Source organism: Streptococcus sp. ALY_208 (assembly GCF_058314295.1).
Window position 1 is genome coordinate 162217 of record NZ_JBZFUI010000001.1, and the last position, 15579, is coordinate 177795.

At 43.1% G+C, this 15579-nt stretch carries 10 protein-coding genes; 8 read left to right on the forward strand and 2 right to left on the reverse strand.

The genetic code is table 11. The features are described 5' to 3' along the window. Positions 1 to 16: 16 nt before the first annotated feature. The gene (locus AC4HAI_RS00840) at positions 17 to 217 is read right to left on the reverse strand and encodes a hypothetical protein (protein WP_491078195.1); all 201 of its coding nucleotides are present in this window, start codon (positions 215 to 217) and stop codon (positions 17 to 19) included. A gap of 135 nt (positions 218 to 352) precedes the next feature. Here AC4HAI_RS00840 and AC4HAI_RS00845 point away from each other — a divergent pair, with 135 nt between their 5' ends. From AC4HAI_RS00845 to AC4HAI_RS00870, 6 genes are all read left to right on the forward strand, one after another. Continuing rightward, on the forward strand, positions 353 to 1060 hold the full coding sequence (locus AC4HAI_RS00845) for an O-methyltransferase (protein WP_491110064.1): 708 nt from the start codon (positions 353 to 355) through the stop codon (positions 1058 to 1060). Between the two features lie 78 nt (positions 1061 to 1138). Next, entirely contained in the window at positions 1139 to 2245 is a 1107-nt protein-coding gene (locus AC4HAI_RS00850; protein WP_491078197.1) for a peptidylprolyl isomerase PrsA, read from the forward strand. A 215-nt stretch (positions 2246 to 2460) separates the two neighbouring features. Further along, entirely contained in the window at positions 2461 to 2958 is a 498-nt protein-coding gene (locus AC4HAI_RS00855; RefSeq protein WP_491078198.1) for an LURP-one-related/scramblase family protein, read from the forward strand. A 35-nt stretch (positions 2959 to 2993) separates the two neighbouring features. Next, positions 2994 to 5612 (forward strand): alanine--tRNA ligase, encoded by a 2619-nt coding sequence (alaS, locus tag AC4HAI_RS00860; protein WP_491078199.1) that lies wholly within the window; start codon positions 2994 to 2996, stop codon positions 5610 to 5612. A gap of 214 nt (positions 5613 to 5826) precedes the next feature. Next, complete coding sequence (locus AC4HAI_RS00865) at positions 5827 to 6720, forward strand: ABC transporter ATP-binding protein (RefSeq protein WP_491110066.1); 894 nt, start codon at positions 5827 to 5829, stop codon at positions 6718 to 6720. Beyond that, positions 6717 to 7916 (forward strand): ABC transporter permease, encoded by a 1200-nt coding sequence (locus tag AC4HAI_RS00870; RefSeq protein WP_491110067.1) that lies wholly within the window; start codon positions 6717 to 6719, stop codon positions 7914 to 7916. The genes AC4HAI_RS00865 and AC4HAI_RS00870 overlap by 4 nt, the downstream gene beginning before the upstream one ends. 118 nt (positions 7917 to 8034) lie before the next feature. Here AC4HAI_RS00870 and thiT read toward each other — a convergent pair whose 3' ends face one another. Next, the gene (thiT, locus tag AC4HAI_RS00875) at positions 8035 to 8604 is read right to left on the reverse strand and encodes an energy-coupled thiamine transporter ThiT (protein ID WP_491110068.1); all 570 of its coding nucleotides are present in this window, start codon (positions 8602 to 8604) and stop codon (positions 8035 to 8037) included. A gap of 466 nt (positions 8605 to 9070) precedes the next feature. Here thiT and AC4HAI_RS00880 point away from each other — a divergent pair, with 466 nt between their 5' ends. Then, positions 9071 to 13606 carry an antigen I/II family LPXTG-anchored adhesin gene (locus AC4HAI_RS00880; protein WP_491110069.1) on the forward strand — a complete coding sequence of 1512 codons (4536 nt, stop codon included), beginning with the start codon at positions 9071 to 9073 and terminating at the stop codon, positions 13604 to 13606. A 271-nt stretch (positions 13607 to 13877) separates the two neighbouring features. Further along, the gene (cshA, locus tag AC4HAI_RS00885) at positions 13878 to 15437 is read left to right on the forward strand and encodes a degradosome RNA helicase CshA (RefSeq protein ID WP_491110071.1); all 1560 of its coding nucleotides are present in this window, start codon (positions 13878 to 13880) and stop codon (positions 15435 to 15437) included. Positions 15438 to 15579 lie beyond the last annotated feature (142 nt).

Consider the following 15579-nt stretch of genomic DNA (forward strand, 5'->3'; position numbering starts at 1 on the left):
GATTGTTACCTAGGGTCTATTTATTATCTTGGTCTTCTTTTAGCCAGTCTTGGTAGTATTCTAGAAGGTTGACAGCCATTTGGCTGGCTAGGGCGATGGAAAATGCCTCGGTCCCTTCTGTTTCGTCGTTGGCGATTTCGATGCGGGTTTCATCATAGATGGCCTTCAAGCTATCCTGAGAGAGGGTCTTTTTGAAAGCGTCAAATTCTTTTAGCATAGGGGTCTCCTTATATCAAAGTTGGCTTAAGAAAGTTGTTTACCAGTATTATATCATGAAGGAAAGGATTATGGCGAAAAAATCAGCAGTCGGTCGAGCTTTACAAATCATTTTGGTCTTTGATATGATAGGGACATGGTTGAATCATACAGTAAACATGCAAATCACAATATGCGTCGTCCGATAGTTAAAGAAGATATCGTTCACTACATGCGGACGCATCAGAAAAAAGAGGGAGGTAGCCTAGAGGCTATCGCTGATTTTGCCCGTCAGGAAAATATACCTATCATCCAGCCGGAAGTTGTGGCGTATTTTCGTTTTTTGTTGCAGACGCTCAATCCTAAGTCTATACTAGAAGTAGGCACTGCTATTGGCTTTTCTGCCTTACTAATGGCTAGGCATGCACCAGACGCTAAGATTACAACGATTGACCGCAACGAAGAGATGATCCGCCTTGCTAAGGAAAATTTAGATCGATTTGATGAGCGTCAGCAAATTACCTTGGTTGAAGGAGATGCTGTAGATGTTTTGGGCACGTTGACAGATACCTATGACTTTGTCTTCATGGATTCGGCTAAGTCTAAGTATATTGTTATCCTGCCAGAAATTCTTAGACATCTGGAAGTTGGTGGTGTGATTGTCATTGATGATGTTTTTCAAGGGGGGGATCTTGTCAAGCCGATTGAGGAAGTTCGTCGGGGGCAGCGAACTATCTATCGGGGTCTTCATAGACTGATGGAAGCGACCCTGGACAATCCTGACCTGACGGTGAGTCTTTTACCGATTAGCGATGGGGTACTTGTTATTCGTAAAAATGTTCCAGATGTCACCCTGCCAGACTAGGCAATCTTGCCTAAAGTGTGCTATAATGGAAAAGTTAATGATCTGGGCAGAGATGTCCGAATAAAAGAGGAGTAGACTATGGCTAATAGAAAAGCTTATAAGGACGAAGTCAAAAGTAAAAATCGTCGCAGAAAAAAAGTCAATCGAAAGAAAAAGCAGGGAGGGTTCTTTCATTCCTTGGGAGTGATTCTTGCTAGTAAGGTTTTTCGTACCTTGTTTCTCTTTGTGTTTGCGGCTGGACTTGGTGCTGCAGGGACTTACCTGTGGATGGATAGTCAGCCGTCTCAAGAAACAGTGCTGGCTAGTATGAATGGTAAGACAATCACCGTGAATGATGTCTATCAACTTCGAGCTGGTGCAACCGTTTCAAAAGAAAACCTCCAGCAGCTTATCTTCACAAATATCTTAGAAGATAAATATGGCAAGAAGGTATCTTCCAATGATGTTCAAAAGCGCTTTGATGAGGAGAAAAAGGGTATTGAAGATAATGGTCAAGACTTCAATTCCTTGATTGAAAGCAATAACTTCACAGAAGACAGCTTCAAAGATTATATCCGCTATCGTTTGATGGAACAAAAAGCATTGGAAGCCGCAGCTAAGAAGGAAATGACGGACAAGGAATTGCAAAAATCCTTTAAGTCTTACTCACCAGAAGTGACAGTGACTTACTTCTCAACTGCTGAAAAATCTAAAGCTGAATCTATCAAGAAGAGTTTGAGTGCCAAGGATGCTAATATGGATAGTATCGTCAGTGAAAACCAAGGGCAACCTGGTATCTCTTATGATTCTGGTACCCGTTATGATTCTGATCGTTCATCTACCCTTCCTCCAAACGAAGTTCAAGATGCAACCTTCAAGCTCAAAAAAGATGGTGTGACAGATGTCATCGAAGTTAAGGGCAATGACAATAGTAAGATGTACTATGTTGCCAAGGTCACTAAAAAGACTGAAAAACAAGAAGACTGGAAGAGCTATGAGAAACGCTTGAAGGAAATCTTTGTCAGCTCACGCTTGTCTGACCAAGACTTTGTCAACAAGGTTATGGCTGGTCTTTTGAAAGAGTATAATGTCACTATCGAAGATGATAACTACAACTCATTGTTGACAGACTACGGTTTGAGTGCAGCAGACACTAATGTGTCTACTTCAAAATCATCCACTGGATTATCATCTTCTAAGAAATAATCACGATTGAGAATGGTCTTTTTTACCAGTTCAGAAATCTGGCGGTTGCTGCGAGCCAGACGGTGTGGAGAGGACTTGCTACTTGGTCGTTTACAATTAAAAATGCAATGAAGAATGACAAGATCATTAAATGGAGGTGGTACCGCGGTTTTGATCGCCCTCCCTTTGGTGACCTTGTTTTTTAGTTATTCCTTATAGCATGAGGGAGTTTCTGTATGAAAACATTTCAAATCAAACAAAAAATGTGGTCCTTGGGCGGAAAATTTATCATCAATGATGAGCTGGGCATACCATCTTATCAGGTGGAAGGCAGCCTCTTTAAAATTCCAAAGACCTTTACTATTTTGGATATGTCTGGTCATCAGGTGGGAAAAGTTGAAAAGCGGGTCTGGTCCTTTCTTCCCAAATTTGATGTGAGTTTAGCTAATGGTCAGGTTGTTACCATCAAAAAAGATTTTAGCTTTTTTAAACCCCACTATTCCCTTGAAAATCTGAATATGGAAGTTCAGGGCAATTTTTGGGATATGAATTTTGACCTGCTGCAAAATGGTCAAGTCCTAGCCCGTATTTCACAGGAATGGTTGAGGATGACTTCAACTTATAATATTGAAGTCTATCAGGAAAGTTATTCAGACTTAGTCATTGCATTAACAGTAGCGATCGATTATGTCAAGGCTCAAGAAGCTGGAGCTGCAGCTTCAGCTTCTCATTAACTAAGAACAGAGATATAGAAAGGTAATACTTATCAATGAAAGCATTAACATCTGCACAAATTCGTCAAATGTGGCTTGACTTCTGGAAATCCAAGGGTCATGCCGTAGAACCATCAGCCAATCTGGTGCCGGTCAATGACCCTACCCTTCTCTGGATTAACTCTGGGGTGGCAACGCTCAAAAAGTATTTTGATGGGTCCGTTATTCCAGAAAATCCCCGCATTACTAATGCGCAAAAGTCGATCCGTACTAATGATATTGAAAATGTCGGAAAGACAGCCCGCCACCACACCATGTTTGAAATGCTGGGGAACTTCTCAATCGGCGATTACTTCCGTGATGAGGCGATTGAGTGGGGCTATGAGATCTTAACTAGTCCGGACTGGTTTGCCTTTCCTAAGGAAAAGCTCTATGTGACTTATTACCCAGATGATAAGGATACCTACAATCGCTGGATTGCCTGCGGTATGGAGCCAAGTCATATGGTACCAATCGAAGATAACTTCTGGGAAATAGGTGCTGGGCCTTCTGGACCTGATACAGAAATCTTCTATGATCGTGGTGAGGATTTTGACCCAGATCATGTTGGCTTGCGCCTCTTGGCAGAAGATATTGAAAATGATCGTTATATCGAGATTTGGAATATTGTCTTATCACAATTTAACGCCGATCCTAAGGTTCCACGCAGTGAGTATAAAGAGCTTCCAAGTAAAAATATTGATACGGGGGCTGGCTTAGAGCGTCTAGCAGCAGTCATGCAGGGGGCTAAGACAAACTTTGAAACAGACCTCTTTATGCCAATCATCCGTGAGGTTGAAAAGCTCTCAGGTAAAACTTATGATCCAGATGGCGACAATATGAGTTTCAAGGTCATTGCTGACCACATCCGTGCCCTCAGCTTTGCTATCGGTGATGGTGCTCTTCCTGGTAATGAAGGTCGTGGGTATGTTCTTCGTCGTCTCCTTCGTCGTGCGGTTATGCATGGCCGTCGTTTGGGGATTACAGATACCTTCCTCTACAAACTCGTTCCAACGGTTGGTAAGATTATGGAATCTTACTACCCTGAAGTGCTGGAAAAGCAAGACTTTATTGAAAAGATCGTTAAACGTGAAGAAGAAACCTTTGCCCGCACCATTGACGCTGGTAGTGGCCATTTGGAAGAACTCTTAGCCGATCTCAAAGCAGCCGGTAAGGATACTTTGGAAGGTAAGGATATCTTCAAACTCTATGATACTTATGGATTCCCAGTTGAGTTGACAGAAGAGTTGGCAGAGGATGCTGGCTATAAGATTGATCATGCTGGTTTCCAAGCTGCTATGAAAGAGCAGCAAGAGCGGGCCCGGGCTGCAGTCGTCAAGGGCGGTTCGATGGGAATGCAAAACGAAACCCTGTCAGGTATCGTTGAGTCCTCTACGTTCAGCTATGAAAACGAAGCGCTGGACAGCAAGTTATCCGTTATTATCGTGGACAATGAACGTGCTGACGCTGTAGCGTCAGGTCAAGCCCTTCTCGTCTTTGACGAGACGCCATTCTACGCTGAAATGGGCGGACAGGTAGCTGACCATGGTGTCATCACAGATGCGTCAGGTCAGGTTCTTGGGCGTGTGGTGGATGTGCAAAAGGCACCAAATGGTCAAGCCCTCCATACCGTTGAGGTTGAGGGTGAATTGACTCTGGGGACAGAGTACCACTTGGAAATCGACCACAAGCGGCGCTATGCGGTTGAGAAAAACCATACGGCCACTCACCTGCTCCATGCGGCTCTTCACAATGTTATTGGTGAGCATGCGACCCAGGCTGGATCTCTCAATGAAGAAGACTTCTTGCGTTTTGACTTCACTCACTTTGAGGCTGTGAACGCTGACGAACTCCGTCGTATTGAAGAAGAAGTCAACCAACAAATCTGGCAGGCTATTGAGGTCAAGACGGTTGAGACTGATATCGACACGGCTAAGGAAATGGGAGCTATGGCTCTCTTTGGTGAGAAATACGGTAAGGACGTTCGTGTCGTAGTTATCGGTGATTACTCTATCGAGCTCTGTGGTGGTACTCATCTGGGTAATACTTCGGAAATTGGTCTCTTTAAGATCGTTAAAGAAGAAGGAATCGGATCAGGTACTCGCCGTATCCTAGCTCTGACTGGTCAGCAAGCCTTTGAAGCCTTCCGTGAGGAAGAAGACAGTCTTAAATCAGTGGCTGCTGCTGTCAAAGCTCCACAGCTCAAGGAAGTCCCAGCTAAGGTGCAAAGTTTGACTGAGCAAGTCAAAGACCTGCAAAAAGAAGTCGCAGAACTCAAAGAAAAGGCAGCTGCTGCCGCAGCAGGCGATATCTTTAAGGATGTCAAAGAGGCAAATGGTATCCGCTATATCGCCAGTCAAGTAGAGGTTTCAGATGCTGGTGCTCTGCGCACCTTTGCGGACAACTGGAAGCAGGCAGACCACTCAGATGTTCTGGTCCTGGCAGCAAGTATCGGTGATAAGGTCAATGTCCTTGTGGCAAGTAAATCTAAAGACATCCACGCTGGTAATCTGATTAAGGAACTTGCTCCAATCGTCAGCGGTCGTGGTGGTGGTAAGCCAGACATGGCCATGGCCGGAGGTTCAGACGCTTCACAAATCCCTGCTTTACTAGCAGCTGTAGCTGAAAAGTTGTAATCATATAGCACCAAGAAACCAAGTCTTAGCGGGCTTGGTTTTTTTATGTGCAGTGGCTTGTCGACGGACATCTGTGATTGCTGGTAAAATGGGTTTTGTTTTACCTATGAATGACCGTTCAGGCATAAAAAGCAACCATTCAGGCAATCGTGTTCTTATCGTTTATTTTTTAGTGTAGAATACTAGGAGAACTTTAGACTAGAAAGGATAGTTTATGTTAGAAATTCATCGTTTAAAAAAGAGCTTTGGCAGTAAGGAAGTACTGCACGGGCTTGATACTCAATTTAAGAAGGGTCGAATTACTGGCCTTGTCGGTAAGAATGGTGCTGGTAAGACCACTCTCTTTCATTCTATTTTGAATTTTGTCCAGTTTGAGGGCAGTATTAGCTTTGAGGGTCAAAAGATTACTCAGGAGACCTTTGCTAGGATTGGTTATTTGCCCGAGGAGCGCAGTCTTATGCCCAAGCAGACGCTTAAGGATCAGATCAGTTATCTCGCTGCTCTCAAAGGGATGGCGAGACGTGATGTAGCAGCTGTTCTGCCCCAATGGATGGAACGCTTAGAGGTCAAAGGAAAGCTAGATGATAAGATTAAATCTCTCTCTAAAGGGAATCAGCAAAAGGTTCAGTTGATTGCGACTCTGATTCATCAGCCGGATTTGATTATCTTAGATGAGCCTTTTTCTGGCTTGGATCCCGTCAATACAGCCCTTCTTAAGCAGATTATCCGAGAAGAAAAAGAGCGTGGTGCCTGCATTATCTTTTCGGATCATACCATGGCTAATGTAGAAGAAATCTGCGATGATTTAGTGATGATTGCAGATGGTGAGATTGCTGTCCAGGGCAGTGTCAATGATGTCCGTCTGTCCTATGGACGGACGCGTCTCTTTATCAGCTCTGATCTCAGTCAAGAAGAATTGGAAAAGCTGGATCATGTGGAAGTGGCAACGAAAACCAAGATGGGAACTTGGCGCTTGATTTTAAATGATGAAGCGGCAGGACCTGAGCTCTTTCAAATTTTGACAGGTGGGCATTATGTCCAAACCTTTGACCAACAACCACCAACAGTGGATGAGATCTTTAAAATGATTGCGGGGGTAGAAGCATGAACCAGATTGTGACAGTAATGAAAGAGACCTATAGGAGACAGGCCAAATCAATCAGCTTTTTACTTTTGGTCTTGTCGCCGTTCTTATTAGCTGGATTAATAGTACTGATGGGTGGGGTTATGGACTCATCTTCTGATGAACCTGAAACTGCCTTGGTTGCTCCAAAAGCAGTTACAGAGCAGCTCTCACATGCAAAGGATTATAAGAGCATGGCGAGTGCCTCATCTGCTCAAAAAGCCCTAGATAAAGATGATATTTCGGGTTACCTTGTTTTGAATGAAAAAGATGGTCAGCTGACGGCTACCTATCATGGGGTAGAAGCCATGGATGAGCATGATAAGACAGTGCTGATGCAGGATTTATCAGTTCTGCAAGCTGGACGTAATCAGTCTGAGGCTCAGCTTAGCCCTGCTCAGTCTCAGGTGCTGGCACGTCAAGTCAACTATAAGGAAGAACTAGCTGGTAAGAAAAAGGCAGACCAAAAGGCTGCTAAAACTATTTCCTTGTTTATCCTTATTTTTGCCTTGTACATGTTGCTCTTAACCTATGCTAGTATTATCTCGCAAGAATTTGCTAGCGAAAAGGGTACCAAAATTATGGAAGTTATCTTCTCTAGTGTTGAAGCTAGCAGTTACTTTTACGGTAAGATTCTAGGTATTTTTGCGCTTATTTTGACGCATATTGGAATTTATGCCGTGGGTATCGCAGTCTCCCTAGATCCTCTCTTGAGTATGAAACAGTTCCATTCTTATAGAGGGGTTGTGCATGAGGTTGTCAAAAATTTTGATGGTCTGACGGTTGGCTTTATTGTACTGGCACTGTTACTCTATGTTATTTTAGCAGCCTTATGTGGCTCTTTAGTCAGTCGGGCTGAAGATGCTAGCAAGGCAGTGCAACCGCTCATGTATATGATAATGGTTGATTTTGTTTTGAGCTTTTCAATGTCAATGTCAGAAAATAATAATCTATTAACCAAGGTCACCTCTTATATTCCTTTAACGTCTCCTTTTGTCATGCCGGTTCGATTGATTAATCAACATGCTAGTCTGGTAGAAGGAGCCATCAGTCTCGCTCTCCTAGCTGGAACAATTGTGTTTGTCTTAGTGTTTATGGCTCGCAATTATGCTGGTTTTATCCTCCAGACAGATGATAATGGTATTTGGAAAACCTTTAAAAGAGGGTTGTCACACCGTTAAGATAGTAGTTTCTTAGTTATTAGAGATAATTTTATTGTCTTATATTAGAGCAGGAAAAATTAGTGGTATGATATAGAAAATTATAAAAGCCTTGCTGAGATATGACTCAGCGAGGCTTTTATACGGTTAGGAATCGTTTCAGAAATGGCAGGAGAAGTGCTAGGATAAGACAGCAAGATAGGCCTTCTCCAAGAAATCCTGTACCGTTGACGATTAGGGAATAGATAAAGGCACTCTGGCCAGGAGCAGCGTACTTTCCAAAAAAGATCATGCCTGTAATAAAGTGAATAGAATAGCGAAATAGGGTGCCTATACAAATACCGAATAGGATTAGGGCTAAACTTTTTATGGTATGCTCTTGTTTAAGGGCTGTTTGAAGGGATGCTTTCGTGATACCCGCCAAGCCTATCATACTAAAGGCAAGGAGGTAGTCCAGTATACCTTGTACAAAGGTCAGCCAGCCAGCTGCAGCTTGTCCTAGCAGTAGTTGAAGCAGGCCCCAAAGGAGTCCGGCAGCCATAGCTGGTCGAGTACCTCTGCGAAAGGCTAGGATAAAAATAGGTACCATTTTGAAAGAGAAGGACATCCAGGGTCCTACCATGAGTGGCTGTGTCAATAGGTCGATAATCATGGCTAGTCCTGCAAAGAGGGCTGTCTCGGTCATTGTAGCTAGTGAGTTTTTGGTCATAAAAAAATCCTTTCTTATTACCGCAGCAAAGACTGGGCAATGGATGATTTGCCACAATCAAAACTGTGATAATTCAAGGAAAACTTGATATTATCCGCACATCCCTTACGCAAGCATTACCTTGTTCAGGTTCAAAGAGTTTAGGCTTTTGGATGTAAAATCTGGCAGTCTGTCAGATTTATCCAGCAGCCATTCTCAGCATAAGCTCCTCTTGTGACGCCCTTATCATAACAGAAAATGTTCTATTTAACAAATTTTCTGGTTAGATCGTGGTTATTAGGGTATGTGATGTCTGAATTCGTAGGGGAGGAGCAGTGTTTCCTAGTTTTTACTGTAAGCTAACAATTTTCTGAATAATTTCTAAACAAAAACTGAAAATTAAAATTATTTCAATAAAAAGACTCATATGTTACAATATGGCTGGTAATAACTCATCTTTTACCTAAAAAGCGATAGGAAGTAAACAATGAGAATGAAACAAATTTATGGGTTTCGAAAAAGTAAAGCTGTAAAATCTCTATGTGGAGCTGTACTAGGAACTACAGCCCTGCTGTCATTGACAGGCTATAGGGTTGCAGCAGAGGAAGTTACGAAAACAACTAGTAGTATTGATACAGAGGTAGTAGGTACGGAAACGGGTAATCCGGCGACTAATCTGCCAGAAAAGCAAGCTGATCTGAGTGCGAAAGCAGAGGCAAGTCAAGATCAAGCGGGTCAGACTACAGGAACACTCCCAGTTGACGTAGCAAGGACAGAGGTAGATAAGGCTGTTGCAGATGCTAAAGAGGCTGGTGTCACTGTTGTTCAAGATGAAACGGTTGATAGAGGAACAGTAAAAACTGCCGAAGAAGCAGCTCAAAAAGAAGCAGAAATCAAAGACGATTATGCTAAGCAGGCTGAGGAAATCAATCAGGTAACTGAGCAATATCAGTTAGATTTGGCCACTCATCAGGCAGAGACTGATCGTATCACTACTGAGAATCAAGCAATAAAGGCGCAGTATGAAAAAGATATGGCTGCTCACAAGGCAGAGGTCGAGCGCATTACTACTGCTAATGCAGCTGCCAAGCTTGATTATGAAGCTAAATTAGCTCAGTACGAGAAAGATTTGGCCGCTGTTCAACAAGCTAATTCAGACAACCAAGCAGCCTATGAAGCCGCTAAAGCTGCCTACGAAAAGGAACGGGTTCGGGTGCAAAAAGCTAATGCTGCTGCCAAAGCGGCTTACGACAAGGCTGTAGCTGAAAATACGGCCAAAAATGCTGAGATTGCAGCGACAAACGAGGCTGTTAAACAGCGCAACGCCCAAGCCAAGGCTGATTACGAAGCTGCTCTGAAGCAATATGAAGCTGACTTGGCAGATGTTCAACAAAAGAACGCGGCTAATGAAACTGATTACCAAGCTAAAAAGACGGCCTATGAAACCGAATTAGCTCGAGTGCAAAAAGCCAACGCTGCTGCCAAGGCAGCTTATGACCAAGCTGTTAAGGACAATCAAGTTAAGAATGCTGAGATTGCAGCCGACAATGAAGCCATCAGACAGCGCAATGCCCAAGCCAAGGCTGATTACGAAGCCAAATTGGCCCAATATCAAAACGATCTGGCAGCAGTCCAAGCGGGGAATGCGGCTAATGAAGCTGATTATCAAGCTAAAAAAGCAGCCTACGAAACTGAATTAGCTCGGGTACAAAAAGCCAATGCTGATGCCAAGGCAGCCTACGATCAAGCTGTTAAAGACAACCAAGTTAAGAATGCTGAGATTGTAGCCGAAAATGCAGCTATTAAACAGCGCAATGCCCAAGCCAAGGCTGATTACGAAGCTAAATTAGCCCAATATCAAAATGACTTAACCCAGTACCAAAAAGATTTAGCTGACTATCAAACCGAGTTAAGAGCTTATGAAGCTGCTCAAGTTGCTTACAAGACTGCCTTGGCAGAACTGGAAAAACACAAAAATGACGATGGTTATTTACCATCACCAGAATCGCAACCCTTTATTTTTGAGCAAGAAAAAAATGCTACCCTCGAAATTACATCGGGAGATAAAGTCTATAATGCTGACGAATTTTATGCCGAAGCAGATAAAATGGACTATATTAAGGCTGATACCCCATTTAATACAGAAAAGAGACGGGTAGCTTATAACCATTTTTGGGGTGGCATTCAAGATAGTGCCGATTGGCCGGGTAAGCGAGTATTTTTGCCAAAAGGTAAACCTGTTGTTGCACGGTATAGTAACTTAAAGAACTCAGAGCTGAATGGTAAAAAGATTGCATCTGCAGAATTTATATATACGCTAAAAGATACCAGTCTTAATGCCGATAAGATACCTGCCATGCTATATGATGATCCTACAGCAACAATCTATTACTTTGAGTTCTTTGGCTCACAGAGTATTGATGTCGACATTAGCTTTTATGATGAAGATGGCAATAAGATCGATGCAACAGGTGCATTGTTAGATTTCTCTTCACTTAATAGAGGGCATGGTTGGGCACAGTATGATGGTGTAAATGCCATTGAAAAGGTTGATTATCACACAGGGACGGCCATTGAAATAAACGGCTCTTCTGTAAAAGACAATGGAGATGGCTTATACGCCGCTACGCCAAACTATACTAAGGCTAATCAATCAAGATTTGAAAGCAGTGAGTGGGATACTACAGATTCTCCAGTGAATTGGTATGGGGCTATTGTTGGTAAACAAACCGGTCCTGATATTCAATTTACGCTTTCTGCTGAAAATGCTTCTGGAATATGGTTTGCTTTTGATTCTAAGATAAAGGCAAAGGACATTCCTAATAAACCGATTGAGCCAAGGCAGCCAGTTGCGCCAACTGAGCCAGATGAACCTTCTTATGAGCTTGAAAAGGAATTGGAACCAGCACCAATCGAACCCAACTACGATCCAGAACCAACGCCGCCGACCCGTACACCGGATCAGCCGGAACCTAACAAACCCAACGAGCCTGGTTATGAAGTAGAAAAGCCTCAAGAACCGGCACCAGTCGAACCCAACTATGAGCCGGAACCAACACCACCGACTCGGATACCGGATCAGCCGGAACCGAATAAACCGGATGAACCCAATTATGAAGTGGAGCAGCCTCAGGAACCAGAACCGGTAGAGCCAAGCTATGAGGATGAGCCTACGCCGCCGACTCCAACAACTCCAAAGGATGAGCCAACAGAACCGGTTGCGCCAGACTATGAAACCCTGCCAATACCGCCAACTGATCCTGTTTATCAAAATCTACCAACGCCACCTGAAATCCCAACTGTCCGTTTCCACTATGCGAGATTGTCTGTTCAACCACAAGTCAATAAGGAGATCAGGAATCAGGATAATGTTGCTATTGATAAGACCTTGGTGGCTAAGCAATCTGTTGTTAAATTTCAACTGAAGACGGCTGAACTGCCTGCAGGACGTGAGGAAACAACTTCCTTTGTCTTGGTCGATCCTCTTCCAAGCGGCTATCAGTTCAATCTTGAAGCGACAAAGGTGGCTAGTCCAGACTTTGACGTTGTCTATGATCAAGCAAGTCATACAGTGATCTTCACAGCAACAGCTGCTACCTTAGAGAAGTTCAACGCCGACTTGACTAAGGTGCTAGCACCGGCTTACCCAACAGTCGTAGGACAAGTGCTCAATGATGGAGCGACCTATACCAACAATTTCACTCTGACTGTGAATGATGCCTACGGTATCAAGTCCAATATTGTTCGTGTGACGACACCTGGTAAACCAAATGATCCTAATAATCCTAACAACAACTATATCAAACCACATAAGGTCAATAAAAATGAAAATGGGGTGACGATTGATGGCAAAACCGTTTTAGCCGGTTCAACGAATTTCTATGAGCTGACTTGGGATTTGGATCAGTACAAGGGAGATAAGTCAGCCTCAGAAACTATCCAAAAAGGCTTCTTCTATCTGGATGATTATCCTGAAGAAGCACTGGAACTGCGTTCAGATTTAGTTAAAATTACTGATGCCAGTGGTGAGGCTGTAACAGGTATCAGCGTGACTGATTATACCAGCCTTGACGTAGCACCTGTAAGTGTTCAGGAAGTCTTGAAAAAGGCAAAAATCACACCGAAAGGTGCCTTCCAGCTCTTTACGGCTGATGATCCGCAGGCTTTCTATGATGCTTATGTCGTGACAGGTATTGATTTGACCATTGTTAGCCCAATGAAGGTTAAGGCGGAAATGGGCAAGAGTGGTGGTCAGTATGAAAATAAGGCCTATCAAATTGACTTTGGTAATGGTTACGAGTCAAATATTGTTACTAACAATGTTCCTAAGATTGAACCCAAGAAAGACGTCACCTTGACTCTGGATCCGGCTGATATGACAAGTGTTGATGGTCAGACTATTGCACTTGGCCAAGTCTTCAACTACCGCTTGATTGGTGGTATCATTCCTGCTGATCATTCCGACGAACTCTTTGAATACAGTTTTTATGATGATTATGACCAAACAGGGGATTTCTATACAGGACAATATAAGGTCTTTGCCAAAGTCGATATAAGGCTCAAAGACGGAAGTGTTATCAAGGCGGGCGCTGATCTGACGTCACACACAAGAGCAGAAGTTGATGAAGCTAAGGGCGCTATTGCTATTAAGTTTGAAGAAGACTTCCTGCGTTCTGTTTCTCTTGCTTCCGCTTTCCAAGCAGAAACTTACCTTCAAATGAGCCGCATCGCTGTTGGTACCTTTGAAAACACCTATGTCAATACTGTTAATGGCTTTGCCTACAGTTCCAATACGGTTAAGACGACGACACCGGATCCCAAGGATCCTAATCAACCGCCTACTCCGACTCAAGAACGTGTGGTAACAAAAGTAACTTATCGCTTCAAGGATAATAGTTCTAAGGATAGTAGATTGCCAGAAACTGGTGACAGTGATAATGCTTATCTGCCGATCTTGAGTCTAGGTGTTGTGCTAGCTGGTTTAGGTATGATGGGGCTTTCACAGCGTCGTAAAGAGAACTAATAATGTTCGATGTGCCTGATCCAGTTATGGGTAGGTAAGCCAATAAGGCTGGAAATAAGATGAATGCTGTTTATAGGGTTGGCTATAGAAGTTAAGTATCAGCGGATTTTTTCAGGACCTGGCTATTCGTTACGTTTAATTTTCAATAGATAAACTATCATTTTACCCCATAACGTGGTATACTTAGGGAGTTGCACTCATGGTGCAATAATGATACTAAACAGGTTTTATAAGGCAGCCTCGCACTGTCTTTTTAGAAAAGAGTTTTTAAGTGAAATTTACAGAATTACAACTATCAGCAGATATTTTGTCAGCCGTTGAAAAAGCTGGCTTTGTAGAGCCATCACCTATACAGGAGATGACGATTCCCTTGGCCTTAGAAGGTAAGGATGTCATTGGTCAGGCGCAAACAGGAACAGGTAAGACTGCAGCATTTGGTCTGCCAACGCTGAATAAAATTAATGTCGAGCACAAAGCTATTCAAGCCTTGGTCATTGCACCAACGCGCGAATTGGCCGTTCAAAGTCAAGAAGAGCTCTTTCGATTTGGTCGAGACAAGGGGGTTAAGGTCCGTTCTGTCTACGGTGGTTCCAGTATTGAAAAGCAAATTAAGGCGCTTCGCTCAGGGGCTCATATCGTTGTGGGAACACCAGGACGCTTGCTGGATCTGATTAAGCGTAAGGCTCTTCGCCTCAATAATATTGAGACCCTTATTCTGGATGAGGCTGATGAAATGCTTAACATGGGCTTCCTTGAAGATATCGAAGCTATCATCAGTCATGTCCCTGAGAAGCGTCAAACTCTACTTTTCTCAGCGACGATGCCTGATGCTATCAAGCGTATTGGAATTAAGTTCATGAAAAATCCTGAGCATGTCCGGATTGCAGCAAAAGAACTAACCAGTGATAATATCGAGCAGTTCTATGTTCGTGTCAAAGAACAAGAAAAGTTCGACACTATGACGCGCCTCATTGACGTTGATCAGCCTGAGCTCTCTATCGTCTTTGGTCGTACCAAACGTCGTGTAGATGAATTGACTCGTGGGCTTAAACTTCGTGGCTATCGTGCTGAAGGGATCCACGGAGACTTGGATCAAAATAAGCGTTTACGTGTTATCCGTGATTTTAAGAATGATAATCTAGATATTTTGGTGGCGACAGACGTTGCAGCACGTGGTCTTGATATTTCTGGTGTGACTCATGTCTACAACTATGATATTCCTCAAGATCCAGAGAGTTATGTTCACCGGATTGGCCGTACTGGTCGGGCTGGTAAAAAGGGACAATCTATTACCTTTGTTTCACCAAATGAAATGGGTTATCTCTCTATTATTGAAAATTTGACCAAGAAGCGTATGCAAGGTCTTAAGCCAGCGACAGAAAAAGAAGCCTTTGAAGCTAAGAAGCGTGTCGCTTTAACGAAGATTGAGCGTGATTTTGCAAATGAGGCAATTCGTGCCAACTTTGATAAGTTTAAAGAAGATGCGGTTAAGCTGGCAGCTGAGTTTAGCCCAGAAGAATTGGCCCTCTATATCCTTAGTTTGACGGTTCAAGATCCAGCGACTATGCCAGAGGTTGAGATTAGTCGTGAGAAGCCTCTACCGTTTAAGCCATCTGGCTTTAATCGTAGCAAGGGTGGACGTGGGAATAATAACCGTAACCGAGGCGGACGTGGCGAGCGAAACCGTCGTGATAATAATGGTCGTCGTGATTTTAAACGCACGTCCAATAAAAATCGTAAGGACTTTGAAAATAAGAATAATAAACATCCACACCGTACCTCAAGTGAGAAGCAAAGTGGCTTTGTGATCCGAAATAAAGGAGATCGCTAGGTGACGAATATAGCTTAGTGTTCGGTTTAAAAAATAGTCATTAAGCATAAGACATATTTAACAGGACAAAAAACCAGTTTGAAACTTCAAACTGGTTTTTTTTATACATGAAATTGAACAGTGACCTTTTTTGTCAAGGCAT